This is a genomic window from Catenuloplanes japonicus, assembly GCF_000717135.1.
Classification (GTDB): domain Bacteria; phylum Actinomycetota; class Actinomycetes; order Mycobacteriales; family Micromonosporaceae; genus Catenuloplanes; species Catenuloplanes japonicus.
This window is the reverse complement of record NZ_JNXY01000049.1, coordinates 58,181-82,193: the sequence shown is the minus strand read 5'-3', so window position 1 is coordinate 82,193 and position 24,013 is coordinate 58,181. Positions and strand designations below refer to the sequence as shown.

Genomic DNA, 24,013 nt, shown 5'->3' with positions numbered 1-24,013 from the left:
GGAGTGACAGTGCGACCCGACGAGGCCCTGCATCTGCGGTTGCTGCGACTGCTGCGCGACCACGGCGCGATCTCCCGCGCCGAGCTCGCGGACCGGCTGCAGATCCCGCGCCCGAGGCTGCTCACGGAGCTGGACCGGCTGACCGCCGCCGGTTTCGTCAGCGAGGCCGGCATGGCCGCGTCCCGGGGCGGTCGTCGCTCCACCCTCGTCGAGCTCAACCCGCGCCTGCGCTTCGCGGCCGTGGACCTGGGCGCCAGCTCGGTCGACATCGAGGTGGTCAACGGCCGCCTCGAGCCGGTCGCGGCGTACGGGGAATCGGCCGACATCCGCTCCGGCCCGAAGGCGGTGCTGCACCGGGTCAACGAGCTGCTGGCCAAGGCGAAGGCGGACGGCGCCTACGAGCGGCTGGACGCGATCGGCATCGGCGTGCCCGGCCCGGTCAGCTACCGCGACGGCGTGCCGGTCTCGCCGCCGATCATGCCGGGCTGGGACCGCTACCCGGTGCGTGAGCTGCTGGCCCGCGAGCACGGCTGCCCGGCCGTGGTCGACAACGACGTGAACATCATGGCGCTGGGCGAGCGGCACGGCGGCGTCGCGCACAGCATCGACGACTTCCTGTTCGTCAAGATCGGTACCGGGATCGGCTGCGGCATCTTCCTCGCAGGCTCGGTCTACCGGGGCACGGACGGGTGCGCCGGCGACATCGGGCACATCATGGCCGAGCCGCACGGCCCGGTCTGCTCCTGCGGCAACTCCGGCTGCCTCGAGGCGCTGTTCAGCGGCGCCGCGCTGGCCCGGGACGCGACCGCGGCCGGCCGCTCCGGCGCCTCGCCCGCGCTCGCGGAACGGCTGTCGGCGCAGGGCAGCCTGTCCGCGAAGGACGTCGCGGTCGCGGCCACCGAGGGCGACATCGTCAGCATCGGGCTGATCCGGGACGGCGGGCGGCGCGTCGGCGGCGTGCTGGCCGGCCTGGTCAGCTTTGCGAACCCGTCCATGATCGTGATCGGTGGCGGACTGGCCCAGCTCGGGCACGTCCTGCTCGCCGAGATCCGCAGCGTGGTGTACCGCCGCTCGCTGCCGCTGGCCACCGGCAACCTTCCGGTGGTCCTGTCCGAGCTGGCCTCGCGCGCCGGAGTCACCGGCGCCGCGGTCCTGGCCAGCGACGTCGCGTTCGACGAGCAGGCGGGCTGATGGACGACAATGTGATCCTCAAACTGACCGACGTGGTGAAGACGTTCCCCGGTGTGCGCGCGCTGGACGGTGTGCAGCTGGAGGTGCGCGCGGGCGAGGTGCACTGCCTGCTCGGCCAGAACGGCGCCGGCAAGTCCACGCTGATCAAGGTGCTGGCCGGCGTGCACCGCCCGGACAGCGGGAACGTGGAGTGGCTCGGCAAGCCGGTCGAGTTCGCGAACCCGCAGGCCGCGATGCGCGCCGGGATCGCCACCATCTACCAGGAACTCGACCTGGTCGACGGGCTCTCCGTGGCGGAGAACGCGTTCCTCGGCCACGAGCCGCGGCGCCTCGGGTTCATCCGGCGCGGCGAGACCGCACGGCGTACCCGCGAGATCCTGGGTCGTCTGGGACACGCGGAGATCCCGGCGCGCCGGCCGGTGCACCGTCTTCCGTCCGCCGGCAAGCAGATCGTGAGCATGGCGCGGGCGCTGAGCCACGACGCCCGGCTGATCATCATGGACGAGCCGAGCGCGGTGCTGGCGCACGACGAGGTCGGCAACCTGTTCCGGATCATCCGCGAGCTGACCGCGGCCGGCATCGCGGTCGTCTACATCTCGCACCGGATGGAGGAGATCCGCGAGATCGGTGACCGGGTGACCGTGCTCAAGGACGGCCGCACCACCGCGGCCGGCCTGCCCGCCCGCGACACGCCGACCCGCGACCTGGTGACGCGGATGACCGGACGCACCATCGAGTACGTCTTCCCGGACCGGGTGCACGCCGACGCCGGCACCGCGCCGCTGCTGGACGTGACCGGGCTGACCCGGCACGGCGAGTTCGCGGACGTGTCGCTCACGGTGCGCCCCGGCGAGATCGTCGGCATCGCCGGCCTGGTCGGCTCCGGCCGTTCCGAGCTGCTGGAGACGATCTACGGCGCCCGTCGCGCGGACGCCGGCACGATCAGGGTCGGCGGTCGCGCGCTGCGGCCCGGCAGTGTCGGCTCGGCCGTGCGCGCCGGCGTCGGCATGGCGCCGGAGGAGCGCAAGAGCCAGGCGCTGCTGCTCGACGAGCCGATCTACCGCAACGTGACGCTCGCGCGCTTCGCCCGGTTCGCCCGCGGCGGCTTCACCCGCGCCGGCGCCGAGGCCTCCGCGTCGGCGGACGTGGCCGCGCGCCTGGACCTGCGCCCGCCGGACGTGCGCCGCCCGGTCCGCCAGCTCTCCGGCGGCAACCAGCAGAAGGTCGTGGTCGGCCGCTGGCTGGTGGGGACCGCCGCCCGCAACGACTCCCCGGAAGATCAAGATCGCTTCGGGGGTACGCCGACGCGCCTGCTGATCCTGGACGAGCCCACCCGTGGCGTGGACGTGGGCGCGCGTTCCGACCTCTACCAGCTGATCCGCGACCTGGCCGCGGCCGGCCTGGGCGTGCTGCTGGTCTCCAGCGAGGTCCCGGAGGTGCTCGGCCTGTCGGACCGGGTGCTGATCATGCGCGAGGGCAGCGTGATCCGCGAGGCGCCCGGCGGCGAGCTGGACGAGGAAGCGGTACTGGACATGATCATGGCGGGCTCGCTCACCACCGGGGCGCTCGCGGCCGAGACGGACACGACCGGCACCACCGAGGGGGAGGCGGCATGAAGGCCACGACGACGGCGGATCCGGGCGCACACCCGGTCGCGAAGACGGACGGCGGCGCGTCGCTGCGCCGCTGGTGGACGAGCGAGAGCAACGAGTTCGCCGGCCGTAATCTGGGCCTGCTGGGCGTGCTGGTGGTCCTGGTGATCATCGGCGCGGTCACCCGCCCGGACCTCTACGGCGACCCGGAGTGGGTCCGCAACAACGTCTTCACCATCCTGCAGCAGGCGTCCGCGATCGGCGTGGTCACGGTCGGCATGACCTTCGTGATCATCGGCGGCGGCATCGACCTGAGCGTCGGCGCGATCATGGCGCTGGCCGGCGTCTGGGCCACCACGCTGGCGACGCAGAGCTACGGTCCCGGCGGCATGATCTTCACCGCGATCGTGGTCGGCATCGGCGCCGGGCTGGTCAACGGCCTGCTCGTCTCCTACGGCCGGCTGGTGCCGTTCATCGCCACGCTGGCCATGATGGTGGCGGCGCGCGGCCTGGCCGCCTCGATCTCCGGCAAGCAGACGCAGATCTCCCAGTCCGCCGTGATCAACGACATCGCGACGACGAAGATCCTCGGCGTACCCCTGCTGATCGTGATCCTGGCTCTGGTCGTCGCGGCCGGATGGGTGCTGCTGAACCGGACCACGTTCGGCCGGCGCACGATCGCGGTCGGCGGCAACCCGGAGGCGGCCCGGCTGGCCGGCATCAACGTCCGGGTCCAGACGCTGCTGCTCTACGGATTGTCCGGTCTCTGCTGCGGCATCGGTGCGATCATGCTGACCGCGCAGGCGAACTCCGCACAGGCCGCCATGGCGAACCTGTACGAGCTGGACGCGATCGCCGCGGCGATCATCGGCGGCACGCTGCTCTCCGGCGGCCGGGGCACCATCATCGGCGCGCTCTTCGGCGTGCTGGTCTTCTCCACCATCACCAACCTCTTCGCGATCAACGGGCTCTCCACCGAGTCCCAGAACATGATCAAGGGCGGCATCATCGTGGCCGCGGTCCTCATCCAGCAGTTCCGGTTCGGCTCCCTGACCAAGTTGTTCTCCCGCACCGCAAAACCGTGATCCGGGCGGCGTTCACGCCGCTCCGACGCGCAGGCGACCGTCGGCACCGACGGTGGCCGGGCACCGCACACCCCTTTCACGCACCAGGATGCCTCCGAGGAGGACCACATGATCCAGGACAACTCCCGCCGCCGACTGCTGTTCGGCGGAGCCGTGCTCGGCGCGGGCGCGCTGCTCACGGCCTGCACCAGCAACGAGGCCGGGCCGACCACGGCGCAGACCAAGGGCCCGGAGGGCGACAACGCGAACGCGGCCGCGGGCAAGGCGGTCACGATCGGCTTCTCCGCGCCGGCCGCGGACCACGGCTGGATGGCCGCGATCACGAACAACGCCAAGGCGCAGGCCGGGGCGTACCCGGACGTGACGTTCACCAGCGTCGAGGCGGGCGCGGACGCGGCGGCCCAGCGCGCGGCGCTGGACACGCTGATCTCGCAGAAGCCGGACGCGATCGTGATGCTCCCGCACGACGGCAAGGAGCTGACCGCGTCCGGGCTCAAGGCCATGCAGGCCGGCATCCCGGTGATCAACCTGGACCGGTCGTTCACCCAGGCGCTCGCGTACCGCGTGATGATCAAGGGTGACAACTACGGCATGGGCGTCTCGGCCGGCAACTTCGTGGTCGCGCAGATGAAGGCGAAGGGCGTCACCAACCCGGTGATCGGCGAGATCGCCGGCATCGACTCGCTGGAGCTGACCCAGGAGCGGTCGCAGGGCTTCAAGGACGCGCTGGCCACGGCCGGCTTCACGGTCGCGAACCGGCGGGCGGCGGAGTTCACCGTCGACTCCGGCCAGCGCGAGGCCACCAACCTGCTCCAGGCGCTGCCGAAGATGGACGCGCTGTGGAACCACGACGACGACCAGGGCATCGGCGTGCTGGCCGCGATCAAGCAGGCCAACCGCACCGAGTTCATCATGATCGGCGGCGCCGGGTCCAAGGCCGCGATCGAGTCCATCCAGAAGGACGACACGGTCCTGAAGGCGACGGTCACCTACAGCCCGTCGATGGCCTCGTCCGCGATCTCGCTCGCCCGGCTGGTCGCGCAGGGACGCGGCCTGTCCGATCTGGTAGAGCTGTCCGTGCCGAAGGACATCACGCTCAGCTCCGAAACGATCACCAAGGAGAACGCGGCGAACTACCTTCAGCTTGGGTTCTGACCGCTTTTTACACAGACAGGGAGCTTTCCGTGGGTGAGCTGCGCATCGGCATGGTCGGCTACGCGTTCATGGGCGAGGCCCATTCGCAGGCGTGGCGGACCGTCAACCGGGTCTACGACCTGCCCGTACACGCCCGCATGTCGCTTATCGCGGGCCGGGACAAGGCGAACGTGGCCGCGGCCGCGGACCGGCTCGGCTGGGACGCGCACACCACCGACTGGCGCGAGCTGGTCACCCGGGACGACATCGACCTGGTCGACATCTGCACCCCGGGTGACTCGCACGCGGAGATCGCGCTGGCCGCGCTCGCCGCGGGCAAGCACGTGCTCTGCGAGAAGCCGCTCGCCAACACGGTCGAGGAGGCTCGGGCGATGACCGCCGCGGCGGACGCCGCCCGAGCCCACGGCGTGCGTGCCATGTGCGGCTTCACCTACCGCCGGGTTCCGGCCGTGTCGTTCATGCGGCAGCTGATCGCGGACGGCCGGCTCGGCGAACTGCGCCACGTCCGTGCCGTCTACCTGCAGGACTGGATCACCGATCCGGAGTTCCCGCTGGTCTGGCGGCTGCAGAAGGACAAGGCCGGGTCGGGCGCGCTGGGCGACATCGGCGCGCACATCATCGACATGACGCAGTTCGTGACCGGGCAGCAGATCACCGGCGTCTCCGGTCTGACCGAGACGTTCGTCAAGGAACGCCCGCTGCCGAGCGGTGACGGCGCGCTCGGTGCGGCCACCTCCGGCGCGACCGGCAAGGGTGAGGTCACCGTGGACGACGCCGCGCTGTTCGTGGCGCGGCTGTCCGGCGGGGCGGTCGCGACGTTCGAGGCGACGCGCATGGCGACCGGCCGTAAGAACGGGCTGCGGATCGAGATCAACGGCTCGAAGGGCTCGCTGGCGTTCGATCTGGAACGTCTCAACGAGCTCGAGTACTACGACGCGACGCTGCCGGGCACGGAGCTGGGATTCCGGCGGATCCTGGTCACCGAGCCGGAACACCCGTACCTCTCGGCGTGGTGGCCCACCGGTCACCTCATCGGGTACGAGCACGGCTTCACCCACCAGGCCCGTGACCTGCTTGAGGCGATCGGCGAGGGCACCGACCCGCTGCCGTCGTTCGCGGACGCGCTCGGCGTGCAGCTCGTGCTGGACGCGGTCGAGCAGTCCGCGGCCAGTGCGGCCTGGGTCCCGGTGGAACAGCTCTGACAGGCTCCTCGGGCCGTGCGCGAGGGACCGGCACGCGGTTGCGCCCCGCGTGACGGAAGCGGGTGCGGCCCGAGGCTTACCAGCACCACCAGCACAACCTTGGCGGATGTGGCACCGCGCCAGGGGTGAGGCACAACCCCCGTGCCCGTGGCGGGGCGTCGATCGGCACCGGTCGGCGTCTCTCTGACCCCGGAGGATTCACATGACAATATCCGTGCGTCGATGGCAGGCCGCAGTGGCCGGTCTGGCCGTCGCGATCCCACTGATGATGGCCGTGGCGCCGCCCGCGTCCGCCGCACCGAACCCCGACCCCGATACGTTGATCACCACCGAGAACGGGCCCGAGGCGCTGCGCTCGGATGCCCGCAAGCCCGGGTCGTACCGTGTGCTGGTCTTCACGAAGACGACCGGTGAGCGGCGGGCCTCGATCCCGGCCGCGGTCGCCGCGCTCAAGCTGATGGGCCTGGCGAACGGCTTCACCGTCACCGACACCGCGGACGCCCGCGCGTTCACCACCGCGAACCTGGCGCGTTTCCGGGCCGTGGTCTTCCTGAACACGACCGGCGACGTGCTGGACGACGCGCAGCAGACCGCGTTCCAGAGCTACTTCACCAACGGTGGCGGCTACCTCGGTGTGCACGCGGCGGCGGAGACCGAGCCGGACTGGGCGTTCTACCAGGACCTGGTCGGGAGCGCCGTCAAGAGCAAGCTGCCGGTCGAGGACGCCACGATCGACGTGGCGGACCGCGCGCACCCGTCCACCGAGCGGATCGCGCGGAAGCTGACGCTGTCCGAGGAGTGGTACAACTTCTCCACCAACGTGCGCGGCACCTCGCACGTGCTGGCCACGCTGGACGAGTCCACGGTGACCGGCGGGACCATGGGGTACGACCACCCGGTCTCCTGGTGCCGTGACCTGCAGGGCGGCCGCACGTTCTACACCGGACTCGGCCACTCCACGCGGTCCTACCTGGACGCGTCGTTCCGCAAGCACCTGCTCGGCGGACTGCAGTGGGCGGCCGGTGTGGCCGAGGGCGACTGCGGCGCGACCGTGACCGCGAACTACGAGAAGGTCGTCCTGAACGACGAGCCCGGCGAGCCGATGTCGCTCGCGGTGCTGCCGGACGGACGGGTGCTGCACAACACGCGCGGCGGCGAGGTCCGGCTCTACGACCCGGCCAGCGGCGCCAGCCCGGTGATCAACACGATCGAGGTCTACCAGCACGACGAGGACGGCCTGCAGTCGGTCGCGCTGGACCCTGCGTTTGCGACGAATAAATGGGTTTATATCTACTATGCGCCGAAGCTGAACACGCCGACCACCGATGCGCCGGTGACCAGCACGGACCCGACCGCTTGGGACGCATATAAAGGATATAACCAGCTTTCTCGTGTCAAGTTCGTCGACACGCCGACCCCGCACCTGGACATGGCCACGGAACAGCAGATCCTGCGCGTGGACGTGGACCGCGGCGTCTGCTGCCACGTGGCCGGCGAGGTCAAGTTCGACGGCAACGGCCTGCTCTACCTGGTCACCGGCGACGACACCAACGCGGGCGGCTCGGACGGCTACACGCCGATCAACGAGTCCCCGACGCAGGGGCCGGGCTACGACGCGCAGCGCTCCGCCGGTAACACCAACGACCTGCGCGGCAAGGTGCTGCGGGTGCGGGTGAACGCGGACGGCACCTACAGCATCCCGGCCGGGAACCTCTTCAGGCAGGGACAGGCCAAGACCCGTCCGGAGATCTTCCTGATGGGGCTGCGCAACCCGTTCCGGTTCGACGTGGACAAGCGCGGCACCGTGTACGTCGGCGACTACTCGCCGGACTCGCAGGTGCCGTCCGCGACCCGCGGGCCGGAGGGGACCGGGCGCTGGTTCGCCACGGACAAGGCCGGCAACTACGGCTGGCCGTACTGCTACTCGCCGTCGCTGCCGTACATCGACTACGACTTCGTGACCAAGCAGTCCAAGGGCGCGTTCAACTGTGCCGCGCCGGTCAACGACTCGCCGCGCAACACCGGCCTGTCCACGCTGCCCGCGGTCGCCCAGCCGGACTTCTGGTACACGTTCCAGGGCCGTACCCCGTGTCCCGGCTCGTACCTGTCCAACCCGCCGACGACCTGTGGCTTCACGTGGCCGGTGATCGGCACCGGCGGCGTCGGCCCGATGGGCGGGCCGATCTACAAGTACAACGCGCGCAGCAGCTCCGAGACGAAATTCCCGGAGTACTACGACAACTCCGTCGTCTTCGGCGAGTTCACCCGCGACAAGATCTTCATGATGCGGACGGACGGGAACGGCACCCTCACCGGCGTCGAGCAGTTCCTGCCCGGGTTCGTCTTCGACAACCCGATGGACATGGAGTACGGCCCGGACGGCAGCCTCTACGTGCTCGAATACGGCGACGGCTTCTTCCGGCCGAACCCGGACGCGGCGCTCTCCGTCATCCGCTACGTCAAGGGCACCCGCTCGCCGGTGGCCGCGCTCGAGGCCACGCCGGACAACGGCCCGGCGCCGCTGACCGTGCAGTTCTCCTCCGAGGGCACCTACGACCCGGACCCGGGCGAGTCCATCTCGTACGCCTGGGACTTCACCTCGGACGGCACGGTCGACTCCGCCGACCCGAACCCGGCGTTCACGTACACCACCAACGGCGTCTACACCGCGAAGCTCACGGTGACCGACTCCAGCGGCAAGACCGCGGTGCTCACCCACCAGATCGTGGTCGGCAACACGCGGCCCACGGTCACGGTCACCTCGCCGATCTCCGGGACGTTCTTCAACTGGGGCGACACGGTCCCGTGGACCGTCACCGTCACCGACCCGGAGGACGGCCCGATCGACTGCTCCCGCGTCACGGTCTCGTTCGTGCTCGGCCACGACACCCACGGCCACGGCATGAGCGACGCCACCGGTTGCTCCGGCTCGTTCGTCTCCCCGGCGGACGGCGCGGACCACGCCGGCGGCTACCTGTACGGCGCGATCAGCGCCAAGTACACCGACCTGGGCGCGAACGGCCAGCCCGCGCTGGAGGACATCGACCAGGCCGTGCTGCAGCTCTGGCGGCAGCAGGCCGAGTTCGCGCAGGAGCAGCGCGGCGTCACGTCGGCGTCCACCAACGACACCGGCGGCGGCAACCACCTGACCGGCTTCGACGTCGGGGAGTACATCGCGTACGACCCGATCAACCTCGGCGGGGCCGGATCCGTCACGCTCCGGTACGCCGGTGGCAGCGCGGCCGGCACCCCACGGGCCACGGTCACGCTGCGGCTCGACGCACCGGACGGGCCGATCGTCGGCAGCGCCACGCTGACCTCGACCGCGTCCGCCACCACGTGGGCGTCGCAGACCGTCCCGGTCTCCGCCGCCCCCGGCACGCACCGCCTCTACCTGGTCGCCGGCGCCGTCGAAGGCGGCCCGACCACCGGCCTGTTCAACCTCAACTGGGTCGAGTTCGCACCACGGTAGTTAGCAAGTCGCTCAATGTAACAAGCGGGTCGTAGATTGCACCCGCCACAAACCCCCGTCCGTCGCGTCGCCCGGGTCCCCGGGGCGCGCACGAAGCCCGCCGACTGACGGCGCCACCCCGGGTGGTGCCACCCCGGTCGGCGCGGCGGACGGGGCCAACGATCGGAGGTCGTTCGTCATGTCCTTCGTTTCCGGCCGCACCGGCGTCTGGCTCATGGGTGCCAGAGGCTCCGTCGCCACCACCGCGATCACCGGCGCGCTCGCCATCCGCGCCGGCCTCGCCGCACCCGACGGGTGCGTGACCGAGCTGTTCGACCTCCCCTGGCTCCCGCCGATCGGCTCGCTCGTCTTCGGCGGCCACGACATCTCCGATCTTCCGCTGCCCAAGAAGGCCGAGGCGCTCGGCGCGGCCGGGGTGCTGCCCGCGCGCCTCGCGGCCGCGCTCGCCTCCGACCTGGCGGACGTGGACGCGAGCATCCTGCCGCTGCCGTCCTCCGTGGACGACATCGCGCGGGACATCGCGGCGTTCCGCGACCGATTTTCCCTGGATCGTGTCGTCGTGATCAATGTGGCGAGCACGGAACCCGTACCCTCGCAGGATCTTTCGCTTGTCGCTGTTGACGATCTGCCGTCCAGCTCGCGGGCCGCGCACGCGGCGTTCACCGCCGGGTGCGCGTTCGTCGACTTCACGCCGTCCACCGGTGCCCGGCTGCCCGCACTCGACGCGCTCGCCCGCGAGCACGGCGTCCCCTACGGCGGCAACGACGGCAAGACCGGCGAGACGCTGGTCAAGTCCGTGCTCGCGCCCATGTTCGCCATGCGGCACCTGCGCGTGCGCAGCTGGTCCGGCCTCAACCTGCTCGGCGGCGGCGACGGCGCCGCGCTCGCCGACCCCGCGGCCAACGCGGCCAAGACCGCCAGCAAGCAGCGCGTGCTCGCGGACACGCTCGGCTACGAGCCGCAGGGCACCACGCGCATCGACTACGTCGAGACGCTCGGCGACTTCAAGGCCGCCTGGGACCTGATCAGCTTCACCGGCTTCCTCGGCACGTCCATGCGCATGGAGTTCACCTGGCACGGCTGTGACTCCGCGCTCGCCGCCCCCCTCATCCTGGACCTGGCCCGCCTGCTCGCCGCCGCCCACGCCGCCGGCCGCGCCGGCCCGCTCCCGGAACTCGCCTTCTTCTTCAAGGACCCGATCGGCACCGCCCCGTCGGCGCTCGCCGACCAGTGGACCCTCCTCCTCTCGTTCCTCGAAGACCTTTCACACACCCTCAGCGGTACGACTCCGGCCTCACCCGCTCCGCCGCTGACGCGCTCTGGATCAGGGGCCGATCCCGGCGCTCACGCGTCCGCCGCGGCCCGCAGCGCGGCCTCGCCGGTCGCCTCCGCCGAGGGGCGCGGCGATGCCCGGTCGTCCGCCGCCTCCGTGGCCGGCGCGACGCCGGCAGACGCTCCCGGCGGCGACAGCGCCGAGACGCGTGATCGTGACGGGGGAGCGGCCTGATGGGCCGCCTCGCCGACCTGATCCAGCTCGTCCGCGCGCCCGCCGCGCTCTCCGTCCCCGGCGATCTCGTCGCGGGCGCGAGCGCGGCCGGCACGCTCGGCCCCGCGACCGCCGGACTGGCCGCCGCGTCCGTCTGCCTCTACTGGGCGGGCATGGCCGCGAACGACTGGTCCGACCGCGACCTCGACGCCGTGGAACGCCCGGAACGCCCGATCCCGTCCGGCCGCATCAGCCCCGGAGCCGCGCTCGGGATCGCCGCCGGGCTCACCGCCGCCGGCGTCTCGGTGGCGGCCGCGGTAGGCGGACGGCGGGCCCTGACGGTCGCGGTGCCGCTGGCGGCCACGATCTGGACCTATGACCTGCGCGCGAAGAACACGGCGGCCGGGCCCGCGATGATGGCCGCGTGCCGCGCGCTGGACGTGCTGCTCGGCGCGACCTCACCCGGGCCGCGGACGCTGGGCCGGGCGCTGTGGCGCGCGCTGCCGACGGCGGCCGCGATCGGGGCGCACACGTATACGGTCACCGAACTGTCCCGTAAAGAGGTGTCCGGCGCCCGGCCCGCGCTGCCGGCCACGACGCTGGCGGCGACCGGCGCGCTGACGGCCGCGATCGCCACGGCACCGCCCTCGCGTGCCGCGGCCGCGCCTTCCCGTGCCGCGGTCCCGGGCTTCCGGAACGCGATCGCCATGGGCTCGGCACGTCGTTTCGCGCCCGGCACCGGTTCTGCCTCGGGTGCTGACGCCGCGACCGGTTCCGCTCCCTGTGCCGGGACGGAAACGGCCTCGGCACGTCGTCGGCCGATCGCGGTCGGCCCGGTTTCGCGTGCCGCCACCGGGGTGGGCGCGATTCCTCGCGCCGCGGTCGTCGGCGCGCTCGCCGGGCAGTACCTGACCAGCTACGGCGCCGCCCAGGCCCGCGCGATCGCGTCGCCCACGCCCGGGACCGTCCGTGCGGCCGTCGGCGCGGGCATCACCGCGTTCCCCGCGCTGCAGGGCGCGCTCGCCGCCCGTGCCGGATCACCGCTGGCCGGGCTCGCGGTGGCCGCCGTGGCCCCGCTGGCCCGCCTGCTCGCCAGGAGGGTGTCGCCGACATGAACCCCCGGAACGACGGTCCCGGATCATCGCTGCCCGGCAGGCCGATCGTGGACTCGCATCGCGGCCTGCCGCCCGTGGGACCGGTGGCGGATCCCGTTGCCGGCGACCGTGCCGCGGCATCGGAGCCGGTGGCTCCACGGTTCGGCTACGGCACCAACGGGTTCGCGAATCATCGGCTGGCGGATGCGCTGCGGGTGATCGCGGACCTGGGCTACGAGGGCGTGGCGCTGACGCTCGACCATGATCATCTGGATCCGTTCGCGCCCGGCCTGGCCGCGCGGACGACCGAGGTCGCGGACCTGCTGCGGGACCTCGGCCTCGCCGTGGTGATCGAGACCGGGGCCCGCTACCTGCTCGACCCGCGACGCAAGCACGCGCCCACGCTGCTGCACGACGACCGCGCGCTGCGCCTGGACTTCCTGCGCCGGGCCGTCGCGGTCGGCGCGGACCTCGGCGCGGAGGCGGTCTCGTTCTGGGCCGGCGTCCGCCCGCACGACGTCGACCCCGCGCTCGCCTGGCACCGCCTGGTCGACGGCTGCGCGGACGCGGGCGCGGCCGCCGACGCGGCCGGCATCCCGCTCGGCTTCGAACCCGAGCCCGGCATGCTGGTCGAGGACCTCGCCGGCTGGCACCGGCTGCGCACGGAGCTGGGCGCGCCGCCCTGGTTCGGCCTGACGCTCGACATCGGGCACTGCCGCTGCCTGGAACCGCTCGGCGTCGCGGACAGCGTCGCCGCGGCCGCGCCCTACCTGGTCAACGTGCAGATCGACGACATGCGCCGCGGCGTGCACGAGCACCTGGAGTTCGGCACCGGCGAGATCGACTTCCCGCCGGTGCTGCGCGCGCTCGCGGACGGCGGCTACCGCGGCCTGGTCGCGGTCGAGCTCCCTCGCCACTCGCACGCCGCCCCCACGGTCGCCGCGTCCTCCCTGAGCTTCCTCCGGAACGCCTGGTCGTCGGCGCGCGAAGCGTCGCTATCCGATGCACCTAGCTTCCTAGGAAGTGCTAGACGGGGTGCGGCCGCGCACGACGAGACCGGCAGCGGCACGCACGAGCCCACCGCCGCCTCGATCGCGCCGACCACCGGCACATCGGGGCTGATGACGGCCCCGCAGGCACCGGATCCGCGCACCGCAGAGCTGCACGCCACCGCTGCCAGGGGAGTGTCATGACCGGGATCAACGACAACGAAGCCGTCGACGACCTGTGGGACGCGCTCGACGGCACTCCCGGGCGGCCCTGGCTGGACGACGCGGTCGCCTCGGTGCGGAAGGAGCCCGCGTCGATCGCGCGCCACTTTCCGGCCGCCGGGCGGCATACCGGGCGGGAAACGCTTCCTGCTGAACCCGGGTGGACCGCCGATCAAGCCGCCCGCGCGGTTCTGCTCGACGCGCTTCTCGCCACGCCCGGCGGCCCGGATCAGGTCGCTGAGCTGTACCGATACGGCGACTCGCGGGAGAAGCTGGCGATGCTGACCGCGTTCTCGATCCTGCCGGAGGCACCGGACGAGCAGGTCGTCCCGATTCTGCGGGACGCGCTGCGCACGAACGACACCCGGCTGGTCGCGGCCGCGCTCGGCCCGGTCGCGGACCGGCTCGACGACGACGCCTGGCGGCAGGGCGTGCTCAAGTGCGTGTTCATGGGCGTACCGCTGGCCGGCATCCACGGCCTGCACGACCGCGGCGACGACGGGCTCGCGCTGATGCTGGCCGGCCTCGCCGAGGAGCGTGCTGCCGCCGGGCGCGACTTCCCGGAGGACGCGGCGGCGCTGCTCACCGACCTGCGCCGGGACGACCGGGCAGGCACCGGCCAGGAGCGCGACGCCGCGCCGCGGCCGGGAGATGCCGGATGAGCGCGACCACCCCGGCCCCCGGCACTGAACCAGCAGCTCAGGAAGGAGCGACGATGCGGATCTTCGACCCACACATTCACATGACCTCGCGGACCACGGACGACTATGCGGCGATGGCGGCGGCGGGAGTCAAGGCCGTGGTGGAGCCCGCGTTCTGGCTGGGGCAGCCGCGGACCGGGCCGGGGTCGTTCGCGGACTACTTCGACTCGCTGGTGGGGTGGGAGCCGTACCGGGCCGCGCAGTTCGGGATCGCGCACCACGCCACGATCGCGCTGAACCCCAAGGAGGCCAACGATCCGCGGTGCCGGGCGGTGCTGGACCTGGTGCCGCGCTACCTGGCGAAGGACGGCGTGGTCGCGGTCGGCGAGATCGGCTACGACTCGATGACGCCGGAGGAGGACGAGGCGTTCACCCGGCAGCTGGCGATGGCGGTCGAGTTCGGCCTGCCGGCGCTGGTGCACACGCCGCACCGGGACAAGGCGCGCGGGACGGCGCGCAGCCTGGACGTGGTGCGTGAGTCCGGGATCGCGCCGGAGCGGGTGGTGATCGACCACCTGAACGAGGTGACGGTCAAGCAGGTGAAGGACGCGGGCTGCTGGGCCGGCTTCTCGATCTACCCGGACACGAAGATGTCGCCGCCACGCATGGTGGAGATCCTCAAGGATTACGGCCCGGAGCGCGTGCTGGTCAACTCCGCCGCGGACTGGGGAAAATCAGACCCGCTGCTGACGGTACGCACGGCGGAGGCGATGCGCGAGGCCGGCTTCACGGACGACGACGTGGATCTCGTGCTGTGGCGCAACCCCGTGGCGTTCTACGGACAGTCCGGTCGCCTCAACCTTGAAGACCGGCAGAGCGCCGAGGGTACGTTCGAGGGCAGCTCGATCCTGCGGGGAGGCAGCTGATGCGCCTGCGGCATCGGGACGACACCACCGTCCACCTGGGATATTGCACGAACGTGCACCCGGCCGAGGACCTCCCCGGCATCGTGGCCCAGTTCGACACCTACGCGGTGCCGGTCCGGGAGCGCCTGGGCGTACCCGTGCTGGGTCTCGGTCTGTGGCTCGCCGCCCCCGTGGCGGCCGCGCTGGCGGCGGACCGGGTGGCCGTGCTGCGGCTGCGGTCCGAGCTGGCCGCGCGCGGCCTCGAGGTGGTGACGCTCAACGGCTTCCCCTACCAGGCGTTCCAGGCGCCGGTGGTCAAGCACGCGGTCTACTACCCGGACTGGTCGGAGATGCAGCGCCTGCACTACACGCTCAACCTTGCGGAGGTGCTGGCCCAGCTGCTCCCGGACGACGCGCGCCGAGGCTCGGTGTCGACGCTGCCGCTGGCCTGGCGCACGCCGTGGGATCAGCCGACGCAGCAACGCTGCCAGGCCAATCTGACCGCGCTTGCGGAGGGCCTGGCCGGGCTGGAGCGCCGCTCCGGTCGTACCGTGAGAGTCGCCTTCGAACCTGAACCGGGCTGCGTGATCGAGTCGACCGCGCAGGCGGCGGCGCTGCTCAGTGGCGTGGACACGGAACGGCTGGGCGTGTGCGTGGATCTGGCACACCTGGCGTGCGCGTGGGAGGAGCCGGCCGAGGCGGTGGCGCGGCTGGACGCGGCCGGGGTGCCGATCGTGAAGGTGCAGGTGTCGGCCGCGCTGGAGAGCGCGGACCCGCGGGCCGACGCGGAGGTCTTGCAGGGGTACGTCGAGCCGCGCTTCCTGCACCAGACGCGGGCCCGCGCCGGGCTGTCCACCGACGACCTCGACGAGGCACTGTCCACACCGGACGACGGGCCGTGGCGGGTGCACTACCACGTGCCGTTGCACGCGGAGCCGATCCCGCCGCTGAAGGCGACGACCGACGTGTTGCGGGCCGGGCTGGACGCGATCGTCGGCGGCGAGCAGGCGCGCTGCGATCACCTGGACGTGGAGACGTACACGTGGGGGGTGCTGCCGGAGGAGCGGCGGCCGTCCACGCCGGATCAGCTGGCGGAGGGGATCGCGGCGGAGCTGGCCTACGCGCGGGACCTGCTGGCCACGCTCGGACTGACGGATGCCGTGGAGGCGCGCTCATGACGATCCCGCTGCTGGTGCTCGACGTGGTCGGGCTGACCCCGCGCCTGCTGGCGCACATGCCGAGGCTGTCCGCGCTCGGGTTCACCGCCGAGCTGGGCACGGTGCTGCCGGCCGTTACGTGTTCGGCGCAGTCGACGTTCCTGACCGGCGCGCTGCCGTCGGAGCACGGGATCGTCGGCAACGGCTGGTACTTCCGCGAGCTGGGCGAGGTGTTCCTGTGGCGGCAGCACAACCGGCTGGTCGGCGGCGAGAAGCTGTGGGACGCGGCGCGGTCGTTGCACCCTGGTTACACGGTGGCGAACGTGTGCTGGTGGTACGCGATGGGCGCGGACGTGGACTGGACGGTCACGCCGCGGCCGATCTACTACGCGGACGGTCGCAAGGAGCCGGACTGCTACACGTATCCGCCGGCGCTGCACGACGAGCTGACCGGAAATCTCGGGACTTTTCCGCTTTTCACCTACTGGGGGCCGGGGGCGGGGATCGCGTCGTCCGCGTGGATCGTCAAGGCCGCCGAACAGATCATGGCGTCCAAGAATCCCGATCTGACGCTGGTGTACGTCCCGCACCTCGATTACGACCTGCAGCGCTTCGGCCCGTCCTCACCCGAGGCCGCCACGGCCGCGCGTGCGGTCGACGACCTGCTGGCGCCGTTGCTGGACGCGGCCGCCGCCCGGGGCACGACCGTGGTGGCGCTGTCCGAGTACGGGATCACGGACGCGTCCCGCCCGGTCGACGTGAACCGGCTGCTGCGCCGCGAGGGCCTGCTGGAGGTCTACACGCAGGACGGCATGGAGTACCTGGACACCTGGACCTCACGCGCGTTCGCGGTCGCCGATCACCAGGTGGCGCACGTCTACGTCCGGGACGCCGTGGACCTGCCGCGGGTCGCGGCGCTGCTCAAACACCTCCCCGGCGTCGACCTCGTGCTGGACGACGCGGGGAAGAAGGAGCACGGCCTCGACCACGCGCGCGCCGGCGACCTGGTCCTGGTCGCGGAGCCGGACGCCTGGTTCACCTACTACTACTGGCTCGACGACGCGCGCGCCCCCGACTTCGCCCGCCTGGTCGAGATCCACCGCAAGCCCGGGTACGACCCGGCCGAGTTGTTCTTCGACCCGGCCGGCCCCGGCGCCGCCCGGGTGCGGGCCGGCACCGCGCTGCTGCGCAAGAAGACCGGCATGCGGTACCTGATGAACGTGGTCGGCCTGGACGCCGGCGCCCGCGCGGTCCGCGGCTCGCACGGCCGGCTGCCCGCGGACCCGCAGGACGGCCCGGTGCTGCTCTGCTCCGACGCCACGCTGGCCCGGGACCGGTTCGAGGCGGTGGAGGTGAAGGACCTGCTGCTGCGCGCCGCCGGCCTGACCGCCGGCGTCGAGTCGCACGCCGGCTAGCGGGGCCGGGATGCTGATCGACGTCGTGGCGGACACGGGCGGGCTGCGGGAACGATGCGAGACCGTGCTCGCGGACTGGCTGGACCGGCAGCGGCCCGCCTGGCCGGACCTGGCCGTCTTCGAGACGCTGCGCCATTTCGTGCTGCACGGCGGCAAACGGCTCCGTCCGATGTTCTGCTACTGGGGCTGGCGGGGCGCGGGCGGCGACGACGGACCGGAGATCGTGTCCGCCGCGTCCGCGCTGGAGCTGTTCCACGCGTTCGCGCTGGTCCACGACGACATCATGGACGGCTCCGACCTGCGCCGCGGCGAGCCGTCCGTGCACCGCCGCCTCGCAGACGAGCACCACCGGCGCGGCTGGCGGGGGTCGTCGGGTGCCTACGGCGCGGGCGCGGCGCTGCTGGTCGGCGACCTGCTGGCGGCGTGGGCGGACCAGCTGTTCGCCGAGTCCGGCCTGCCCCCGGAGCGGCTGCGCCGGGGCGCCGCGATCTTCGCGCGGATGCGGACCGAGGTGATCGCCGGCCAGTACCTCGACCTGCGGGCCGGGGCCGGTGCCGGGTCGGTCGCGGACGCGCTCACCGTGATCCGGATGAAGGCCGCCCGCTACACGGTCACCCGCCCGCTGCAGATCGGCGCCGCGCTGGCCGGGGGCACGGACGAGCTGCTGGCCGCGTTCCGCGCGTTCGGCGACCCGCTCGGCGACGCGTTCCAGCTGCGCGACGACATCCTCGGCGTGTTCGGTGACCCGGCCGTGACCGGCAAGCCCGCGCTCGACGACCTGCGCGAGGGCAAGCAGACCGTGATGCTGGCGCTGGCCCGCGACCACGCCTCACCGTCCCAGGCCGCGGCGCTGACCCACCTGGCCGGCGACCCGGACCTCGACGAGGCGGGCGCGGCCGTGCTCCGGCAGATCATCGTGGACACCGGCGCGCTGTCCCGCACCGAACGCATGATCCGGATCCGGACGGACGCGGCCCGGGACGCGCTCGCCGCCGCGCCGATCACCGGGGAGGCCGCGGCCGCGCTGACCGAGCTGGCGGGCCGGGCCGTGGACCGTCACGCCTGAGCGGGCTGCCGCGCCAGCTCGAGGTCGTAGAAGCTGGTGTGCAGGACGAGCGAGTCGCCGGAGCAGAAGTACTCGGCCGGTTCGCTGCTCGCGGTCAGCGCCGTGTCCGTCCGGACCACACCGTCCTCGAGCAGGAGGTTGGTGCCGTTCGCGGTCTGGCCGGTGGCCACGATCCGGCCGTCCGGCGTCCGGAAGTGACCCGTGATCCCGCCCTTGACGATGTGCTCCCAGCGGAGGCCGCCGACCTGGGCGGTCCGCGGCATGCCGTTGTAGGTGATCTCGTAGGTGCCGTCCGGGCGGTACACGGTGGTGCCGGTGCCGAACCCGATGAACCTGGTCGGGACGCCGTCGATGTGGTTCTCGATCGTGTACTTCGCGTGCTTCCACGTGCCGAGCACGCACTGGTCCAGGTCGGAGGAGGGCGTCGGGGTGGGGGAGGTGCTGGGTGCGGCCACGTCTGATGACGGGCCGGCTCCCAGCGGCGTGTCACGGTCGTCGTCGGCGCGCACGGCCAGCGCGATGGCGATCGTGCTCGCCACCAGCACGACGGCGACGGCCGCTGCGGCGGCGGGCCACCACTGACGTCGTACCCTCGCCGGGTTGCCGGTCTTGATCTGTGCCATCTGCGTCGGGATCGGCGCGCCTTGCGCGATGACGGGTGCGGCGGCCCGCTTCTTCGGGGAGGTGTGGAGCGCGCCCTCCGCGACGACCAGTTCGGGCTGGTCCAGCAGCGTGGGCCGCACGCCGAGCGCCTGGTGCAGCAGCGATGCGGCCAGCGGCATCCGGCTGGCGCCGCCGACGAGGAACACGCCGGTCGGTGTGTCGCCGCCCGCGTGCTCCAGGACCCGGCGGGTGGCGTCGATGGTCCGCTCCAGGATCGGCCGGGCCACCTCGTCCAGCTCCTCGCGGCCGAGTGGCGCCTCCGTGTCGAAGATCGGCACGTGCAGCACGGTGGAGGTGGTGCGGGACAGGATCTCCTTGCCGGTACGCACGCCGTCCCACAGCGCGCGCCGGGCGCGCTGGTCCGTGCGGGTGGCCGGCGCGGACAGACGCTGCCAGAGCGCGGGATCCCGGGCCTCGAACGCGCGCCCGAGCAGGTCCACGATGGCGGCGTCGACGTCGAGGCCGCCGGTGTCGTCCAGGCCCTCGGTGGCGACGACCTCCAGGCCGTCGGCGCCGGCGCGGACCACGGACACGTCGAACGTGCCCGCACCGAAGTCGTAGACGATCACCTGGCCGCCCGGTGGGATCCGGGTGCCGGCGCGTGCGACCACGTAGCTCGCGGCCGCGAGCGGCTCGGACACCAGCGTCACGTCCGGGAACACGGACCGGGCCGCGGCCTCCAGCCGTTGCCGCCGCGGGCCCGCCCACGCGATGTGCCGCTTCGGGCTCGGTTCGAACCCGGCAGGGTCGGTCTGCGCGGCGTGCCACGCGTCCCGCCCGACGACCAGCCGGCCGGCCGGATCGGCCCAGACTGCGGACGGCAGCAGCGGCGACCCGTCGAACAACAGCGGCGTCGGACGCCCGTCCACCGTCAGCATCGCCACCGTATGGGACGTTCCGAAGTCGATCCCGAGCCGCACACCCCTCATCACCCCGGACACGGTACGGTTCCGCCGCCACCGGGTCTATCGCCTTCGCCGGCGTGCCGATTCGTACAGGATGATGCTCGGGGCCGTGGCGTCTGCGCCCCGAGATCGTCGCGCCGAACGGTTTCGCGACCGCACTATGGCTCCCCGTCGAACCGGCGACCTGATCCGTGACCGGGATCCGGGACGGGCCTGGGTCCCCGTCCCGGATCTCCTTCTCACCGTTGCAGCGCGGGCTCCGCGTCGTCAGTGAGCGGCCGTGGCCGGGTCGGTGGCTCCGCCGTCGGCCGGGACAGCCTGCTCGGCCACCAGATCCGCCGGCCGATCAGCAGGGTGAGGGCGGGCACCAGGACCGACCGCACGAGCAGGGCGTCGAGCAGCACGCCGAACGCGACCAGGAACCCGACCTCGACCAGCATCACCAGCGGAAGTGAGACGAGGACCGCGAACGTGGCGGCCAGGACCAGGCCTGCCGAGGTGATGACGCCACCGGTGGCGGAGAGGGCTTTGAGCATGCCGTCCCTGGTGCCGAGCCGGCCGGTCTCCTCCCGGGCCCGGCTGGCCAGGAAGATGTTGTAGTCGACGCCGAGCGCCACCAGGAACAGGAATGCCAGCAGCGGCACCGAATAGTCGATGCCCTGGAACCCGAGGATCGTCTCGAAGACGAACACGCTGCCGCCGAAGGCCGCGGCGAACGAGACGACCACGGTCGCCATCAGGACCAGCGGGGCCACGATCGCGCGCAACAGCAGCCCGAGGACGATCAGGACGACGGCGAGCACCAGCGGGATCACCAGCCTCTCGTCGCGGCGGGTGGTGACCTCGGTGTCGAGGTTCTCCGCGCTCGGTCCGCCGACGATCGCCTCCGCCCCGTCGACCGCGTGCACGGCGGTGCGTACCCGCGCGATGGTGTCGTACTCGGCGGGGGTGTCCGGCGCGTCGGCCGGGTACACGGAGATGTCGGTCCAGCCGTGGACGGTCTGGCCCGGTTCGGCCTGCGCCACGCCGGGAGTGCGCGTGACGACGTCGAGAATCTGCTTCTGGTACGCCGGCCGCGTGTAGACGGTCATCGGCTGGCCGCCGAGTTCCGGGAAGTTCTGGCGGAGCACGGTGAAGCCGGTGACCGACTCGGGCGGGGACAGGAACTGGTCCTGCTCCCGCAGGGCGCCGGTGTTGCCCGTCAGCCCGATGGCGAGCACGCCGAGGACGGCGAACGAGCCGAGCGTCGCCACCCACCGGCGGCGGCCGATCATGGTGCCGAGCCGCTCCCACAGCCCCGCCTTCGCCTGCACGGCCGTGCTGAACCGCGGGATGGCCGGCCAGAAGATCCGGCGGCCGAGCACCACGAGCACGGCCGGGAACAGGGTCAGCATGGCCACCAGCGCGCACAGGATGCCGGCCGCGCCGATCGGGCCGAGCCCGCTGATGCTGTTCAGGTCCGCGGCGAGCAGGCAGAGCAGGCCGGCGACCACGGTGGCCGCGGACGCGACGATGGCCGGCGCGGCGCCGCGCAGCGCGTGGATCATCGCGACCCGGACGTTCTCGTGATGGTGCAGTGTTTCCCGATATCGGGCGATGAGCAGCAGCGCGTAGTCGGTGCCGACGCCGAACACCAGGATCGTCAGCAGCGCCGAGTTCTGGTTGTCGACCACGATGCCGAAGCCCTTGACGAGCAGGTAGACGGTCGCCATGGAGGTCAGTGCGGCCACGCCCACCACGACCAGCGGGACGATCCACAGCACCGGGCTGCGGTAGGTGAGGATGAGCAGGATCGTGACGACGATGACGGTGGTGAGGAAGACCTGCAGGTCGATGCCGTCGAAGACGGCGTCCAGGTCGCCGTCGATCGCGGCCGGGCCGGTCACCTCGAGTTCCAGGCCGGCGGGCCGGTCCTTTGCGGCGTCACGCAGCGGGCCGACGAGCTCTTCCGGTGGGCCGTAGGCCGTGCTCAGGTCGAGGGCGAACATCATCGCCTTGCCGTTGGTGGACGGCCTGATCGAGGGTCCGTCGTCATCCTCCTCACCGGACGTCGCCGTCGTCGGCGGGTACCGCTCGGCCAGGGTGGCGTAGTGGCGGTCGACCGTGGCGCGGTCGGCGTGGGTCAGGCCGCCGGCGCGGTGGTACACGAAGACGAACGTGTTGTCCTCCGCGCCGGGAAGACTCTCCTCCAGTACCGCGACCTTGGTGGACTCGGCACTGGCCGGCAGCGCGTCCACGGCTTTGTCGGTGGTGACCGAGCTCAACTTTCCGCTCAACGGCACCATGACCGCTGCCAGGGCCACCCACAGGCCGATCACCAGCCACGGCACCCAGCGGCCGGGCGGCGTTTCTCTGTTCGGCATCACGGTGACTTTCATCGGTCCTCCTGAGGATTGCTTGTCCGAGGCCGATTTCGTACCGGGCGAATCTGAGACGATCCTTAATCCGGGTCCTGAGCACCGCATTAATGATCGTCTCAGATTCACTCGGTACGAAGTCGGCGTCAGATGAGCGAGCTGATCCGTCGACAGGAGACCGACATGAAACCCATGGGACGCCGCAGCTTCCTGGCCGCAGCCACGGCACTCGGCATCGGTGCCGGCGTGTCCTCACACGCCATCGCCTCGGCAGTGAGCGACAACGAGAAGACCCCGGACCAGGCTCCGGACCAGACGGCGGAAATCTACCAGCGGGACCGGGACCTGCCCTTCATCGGCACGGAGGAGACCTTTTCGACTCCCGCACTGCTAAAGCTGAACTCGATCAACGAGGATCACATAGCGTTTCTCGAGGAGATCGGTCTTCCGGATCTGGGTGAACGCCGCATCGGCGACATGGACGCGGGCGGACTGGACGTGCAAATCCTCTCCGCGCACACACCGTCCGTGCAGAACGTCCCCGGGCAGCGGGGGATCGACCTTGCCCATGACCTCAACCGGCAACTCGTGGACGGGCCGATCGCCGCATATCCGGGCCGCTTCAAGGCCTTCGCCACCCTGCCCCTGCGGAGCCCGGAGGCGGCGGCGGACGAGCTGGAACGCGCGGTCAGGCAAGACGGCTTCCTGGGCGCGCTGACCAACGGACACATCGCGGGGAAGTATCTCGATCATCCCGATTTCGAGCCGGTCCTGGCACGCGCCGTCGCACTCGATGTGCCGATCTACCTGCATCCCGGCTATCCGGCCGACGAGGTCTTCCGGACTTACTACAGCACCACGCGGCCTGAATACACGAAGGAGTTCCAGGACTACATCTTCAGCGGGTCTGGATATGGCTGGCACCAGGAGGTGCTGACCCAATGCATTCGGATGATCACGTACGGGGTCTTCGACAGGTTCCCCACGCTGAAGATCATCATCGGTCACATGGGCGAAGGTCTTCCCTTCTACTACGAGCGGATCGTCAACGACATGGGCGAGCCGACCGCGAACTCGCTCGAGAAACCCTTCGGGCAATACTTCCAGGACAACTTCTGGGTCACCACCAGCGCATTTCCGCAGACCGAACTGCTCGATCTCCTGCTGAAGCACATCAGCGTGGATCGAGTGATGTTCGCAACCGACTACCCGTTCGCGGACATCAAGGCGCAGACCGACTGGTTCCGCGGAGTCGACCTGCCACGCGAGGACAAGGAGAAGATCGCGTTCCGCAATGCAGAGAACCTGTTCAGAATGAAGATTCCCGTGAGGTGACACGCCGGCGCCGGTAGCGCGGGGCCCGGTCTCTAATACTGGCCTCAGGTTGATCGGGAAGGATGAGCGTCAAAGGCACCG

General features: G+C 71.6%; 17 protein-coding genes. 15 read left to right on the top strand and 2 right to left on the bottom strand.

All coding sequences use genetic code 11. The features are described 5' to 3' along the window. Nucleotides 1-3: 3 nt before the first annotated feature. The 14 genes from OP04_RS46130 (at nt 4) to OP04_RS46065 (ending at nt 18,672) form a co-directional block, all read left to right on the top strand. Nucleotides 4-1,191 carry an ROK family transcriptional regulator gene (locus OP04_RS46130; protein WP_408606860.1) on the top strand — a complete coding sequence of 396 codons (1,188 nt, stop codon included), beginning with the start codon at nt 4-6 and terminating at the stop codon, nt 1,189-1,191. Then, nucleotides 1,191-2,807 carry a sugar ABC transporter ATP-binding protein gene (locus tag OP04_RS46125; RefSeq protein WP_051800097.1) on the top strand — a complete coding sequence of 539 codons (1,617 nt, stop codon included), beginning with the start codon at nt 1,191-1,193 and terminating at the stop codon, nt 2,805-2,807. The genes OP04_RS46130 and OP04_RS46125 overlap by 1 nt, the downstream gene beginning before the upstream one ends. Next, the gene (locus tag OP04_RS46120; RefSeq protein WP_085067319.1) at nt 2,804-3,868 is read left to right on the top strand and encodes an ABC transporter permease; all 1,065 of its coding nucleotides are present in this window, start codon (nt 2,804-2,806) and stop codon (nt 3,866-3,868) included. The genes OP04_RS46125 and OP04_RS46120 overlap by 4 nt, the downstream gene beginning before the upstream one ends. A 108-nt stretch (nt 3,869-3,976) precedes the next feature. After that, nucleotides 3,977-5,023 (top strand): substrate-binding domain-containing protein, encoded by a 1,047-nt coding sequence (locus tag OP04_RS46115; protein ID WP_033346392.1) that lies wholly within the window; start codon nt 3,977-3,979, stop codon nt 5,021-5,023. Nucleotides 5,024-5,073: 50 nt separating this feature from the next. Next, a complete protein-coding gene (locus OP04_RS46110) occupies nt 5,074-6,225 on the top strand; it encodes a Gfo/Idh/MocA family protein (RefSeq protein WP_033346422.1) in 1,152 nt (383 codons plus the stop codon). A gap of 202 nt (nt 6,226-6,427) precedes the next feature. After that, nucleotides 6,428-9,697: a ThuA domain-containing protein gene (locus OP04_RS46105; protein WP_085067318.1), complete on the top strand. Its 3,270-nt coding sequence runs from the start codon at nt 6,428-6,430 to the stop codon at nt 9,695-9,697. 178 nt (nt 9,698-9,875) lie between these two features. After that, complete coding sequence (locus OP04_RS46100; protein ID WP_063746889.1) at nt 9,876-11,204, top strand: inositol-3-phosphate synthase; 1,329 nt, start codon at nt 9,876-9,878, stop codon at nt 11,202-11,204. Continuing rightward, complete coding sequence (locus OP04_RS46095; RefSeq protein WP_033346391.1) at nt 11,204-12,298, top strand: SCO3242 family prenyltransferase; 1,095 nt, start codon at nt 11,204-11,206, stop codon at nt 12,296-12,298. Before OP04_RS46100 ends, OP04_RS46095 begins: the two co-directional genes overlap by 1 nt. Next, complete coding sequence (locus OP04_RS46090; protein WP_085067317.1) at nt 12,295-13,470, top strand: sugar phosphate isomerase/epimerase family protein; 1,176 nt, start codon at nt 12,295-12,297, stop codon at nt 13,468-13,470. The genes OP04_RS46095 and OP04_RS46090 overlap by 4 nt, the downstream gene beginning before the upstream one ends. Next, nucleotides 13,467-14,150, top strand: coding sequence for an EboA domain-containing protein (locus tag OP04_RS46085; RefSeq protein WP_033346390.1), 684 nt, complete (start codon nt 13,467-13,469; stop codon nt 14,148-14,150). The genes OP04_RS46090 and OP04_RS46085 overlap by 4 nt, the downstream gene beginning before the upstream one ends. Nucleotides 14,151-14,203: 53 nt before the next feature. After that, nucleotides 14,204-15,055: a TatD family hydrolase gene (locus OP04_RS46080; protein WP_033346389.1), complete on the top strand. Its 852-nt coding sequence runs from the start codon at nt 14,204-14,206 to the stop codon at nt 15,053-15,055. After that, nucleotides 15,055-16,212 carry a metabolite traffic protein EboE gene (eboE, locus tag OP04_RS46075; RefSeq protein WP_033346388.1) on the top strand — a complete coding sequence of 386 codons (1,158 nt, stop codon included), beginning with the start codon at nt 15,055-15,057 and terminating at the stop codon, nt 16,210-16,212. Before OP04_RS46080 ends, eboE begins: the two co-directional genes overlap by 1 nt. Then, on the top strand, nt 16,209-17,606 hold the full coding sequence (locus OP04_RS46070) for an alkaline phosphatase family protein (RefSeq protein ID WP_033346387.1): 1,398 nt from the start codon (nt 16,209-16,211) through the stop codon (nt 17,604-17,606). Before eboE ends, OP04_RS46070 begins: the two co-directional genes overlap by 4 nt. 10 nt (nt 17,607-17,616) lie before the next feature. Beyond that, nucleotides 17,617-18,672 carry a polyprenyl synthetase family protein gene (locus OP04_RS46065; protein ID WP_033346386.1) on the top strand — a complete coding sequence of 352 codons (1,056 nt, stop codon included), beginning with the start codon at nt 17,617-17,619 and terminating at the stop codon, nt 18,670-18,672. Here OP04_RS46065 and OP04_RS50925 read toward each other — a convergent pair. Both OP04_RS50925 and OP04_RS46055 read right to left on the bottom strand, forming a co-directional pair. Beyond that, nucleotides 18,663-20,264: an Hsp70 family protein gene (locus OP04_RS50925; protein ID WP_085067316.1), complete on the bottom strand. Its 1,602-nt coding sequence runs from the start codon at nt 20,262-20,264 to the stop codon at nt 18,663-18,665. The two genes, OP04_RS46065 and OP04_RS50925, sit on opposite strands and share 10 nt — an antisense overlap. Nucleotides 20,265-20,479: 215 nt before the next feature. Beyond that, entirely contained in the window at nt 20,480-22,618 is a 2,139-nt protein-coding gene (locus tag OP04_RS46055) for an MMPL family transporter (RefSeq protein ID WP_033346385.1), read from the bottom strand. 129 nt (nt 22,619-22,747) lie between these two features. On the opposite strand from OP04_RS46055, the gene OP04_RS46050 reads away from it, so the two are divergent. Further along, nucleotides 22,748-23,932: an amidohydrolase family protein gene (locus OP04_RS46050; RefSeq protein ID WP_051800094.1), complete on the top strand. Its 1,185-nt coding sequence runs from the start codon at nt 22,748-22,750 to the stop codon at nt 23,930-23,932. Nucleotides 23,933-24,013 lie beyond the last annotated feature (81 nt).

What these genes read in the sequence shown, in the direction of transcription:
- OP04_RS46125 (WP_051800097.1), top strand. Translation starts at nt 1,191, where the DNA reads ATGGACGACAATGTGATCCTCAAACTGACCGACGTGGTGAAGACGTTC.
- OP04_RS46120 (WP_085067319.1), top strand. Translation starts at nt 2,804, where the DNA reads ATGAAGGCCACGACGACGGCGGATCCGGGCGCACACCCGGTCGCGAAG.
- OP04_RS46115 (WP_033346392.1), top strand. Translation starts at nt 3,977, where the DNA reads ATGATCCAGGACAACTCCCGCCGCCGACTGCTGTTCGGCGGAGCCGTG.
- OP04_RS46110 (WP_033346422.1), top strand. Translation starts at nt 5,074, where the DNA reads ATGGTCGGCTACGCGTTCATGGGCGAGGCCCATTCGCAGGCGTGGCGG.
- OP04_RS46105 (WP_085067318.1), top strand. Translation starts at nt 6,428, where the DNA reads ATGACAATATCCGTGCGTCGATGGCAGGCCGCAGTGGCCGGTCTGGCC.
- OP04_RS46100 (WP_063746889.1), top strand. Translation starts at nt 9,876, where the DNA reads ATGTCCTTCGTTTCCGGCCGCACCGGCGTCTGGCTCATGGGTGCCAGA.
- OP04_RS46095 (WP_033346391.1), top strand. Translation starts at nt 11,204, where the DNA reads ATGGGCCGCCTCGCCGACCTGATCCAGCTCGTCCGCGCGCCCGCCGCG.
- OP04_RS46090 (WP_085067317.1), top strand. Translation starts at nt 12,295, where the DNA reads ATGAACCCCCGGAACGACGGTCCCGGATCATCGCTGCCCGGCAGGCCG.
- OP04_RS46085 (WP_033346390.1), top strand. Translation starts at nt 13,467, where the DNA reads ATGACCGGGATCAACGACAACGAAGCCGTCGACGACCTGTGGGACGCG.
- OP04_RS46080 (WP_033346389.1), top strand. Translation starts at nt 14,204, where the DNA reads ATGCGGATCTTCGACCCACACATTCACATGACCTCGCGGACCACGGAC.
- eboE (WP_033346388.1), top strand. Translation starts at nt 15,055, where the DNA reads ATGCGCCTGCGGCATCGGGACGACACCACCGTCCACCTGGGATATTGC.
- OP04_RS46070 (WP_033346387.1), top strand. Translation starts at nt 16,209, where the DNA reads ATGACGATCCCGCTGCTGGTGCTCGACGTGGTCGGGCTGACCCCGCGC.
- OP04_RS46065 (WP_033346386.1), top strand. Translation starts at nt 17,617, where the DNA reads ATGCTGATCGACGTCGTGGCGGACACGGGCGGGCTGCGGGAACGATGC.
- OP04_RS50925 (WP_085067316.1), bottom strand. Translation starts at nt 20,264, where the DNA reads ATGAGGGGTGTGCGGCTCGGGATCGACTTCGGAACGTCCCATACGGTG.
- OP04_RS46055 (WP_033346385.1), bottom strand. Translation starts at nt 22,618, where the DNA reads ATGAAAGTCACCGTGATGCCGAACAGAGAAACGCCGCCCGGCCGCTGG.
- OP04_RS46050 (WP_051800094.1), top strand. Translation starts at nt 22,748, where the DNA reads ATGAGCGAGCTGATCCGTCGACAGGAGACCGACATGAAACCCATGGGA.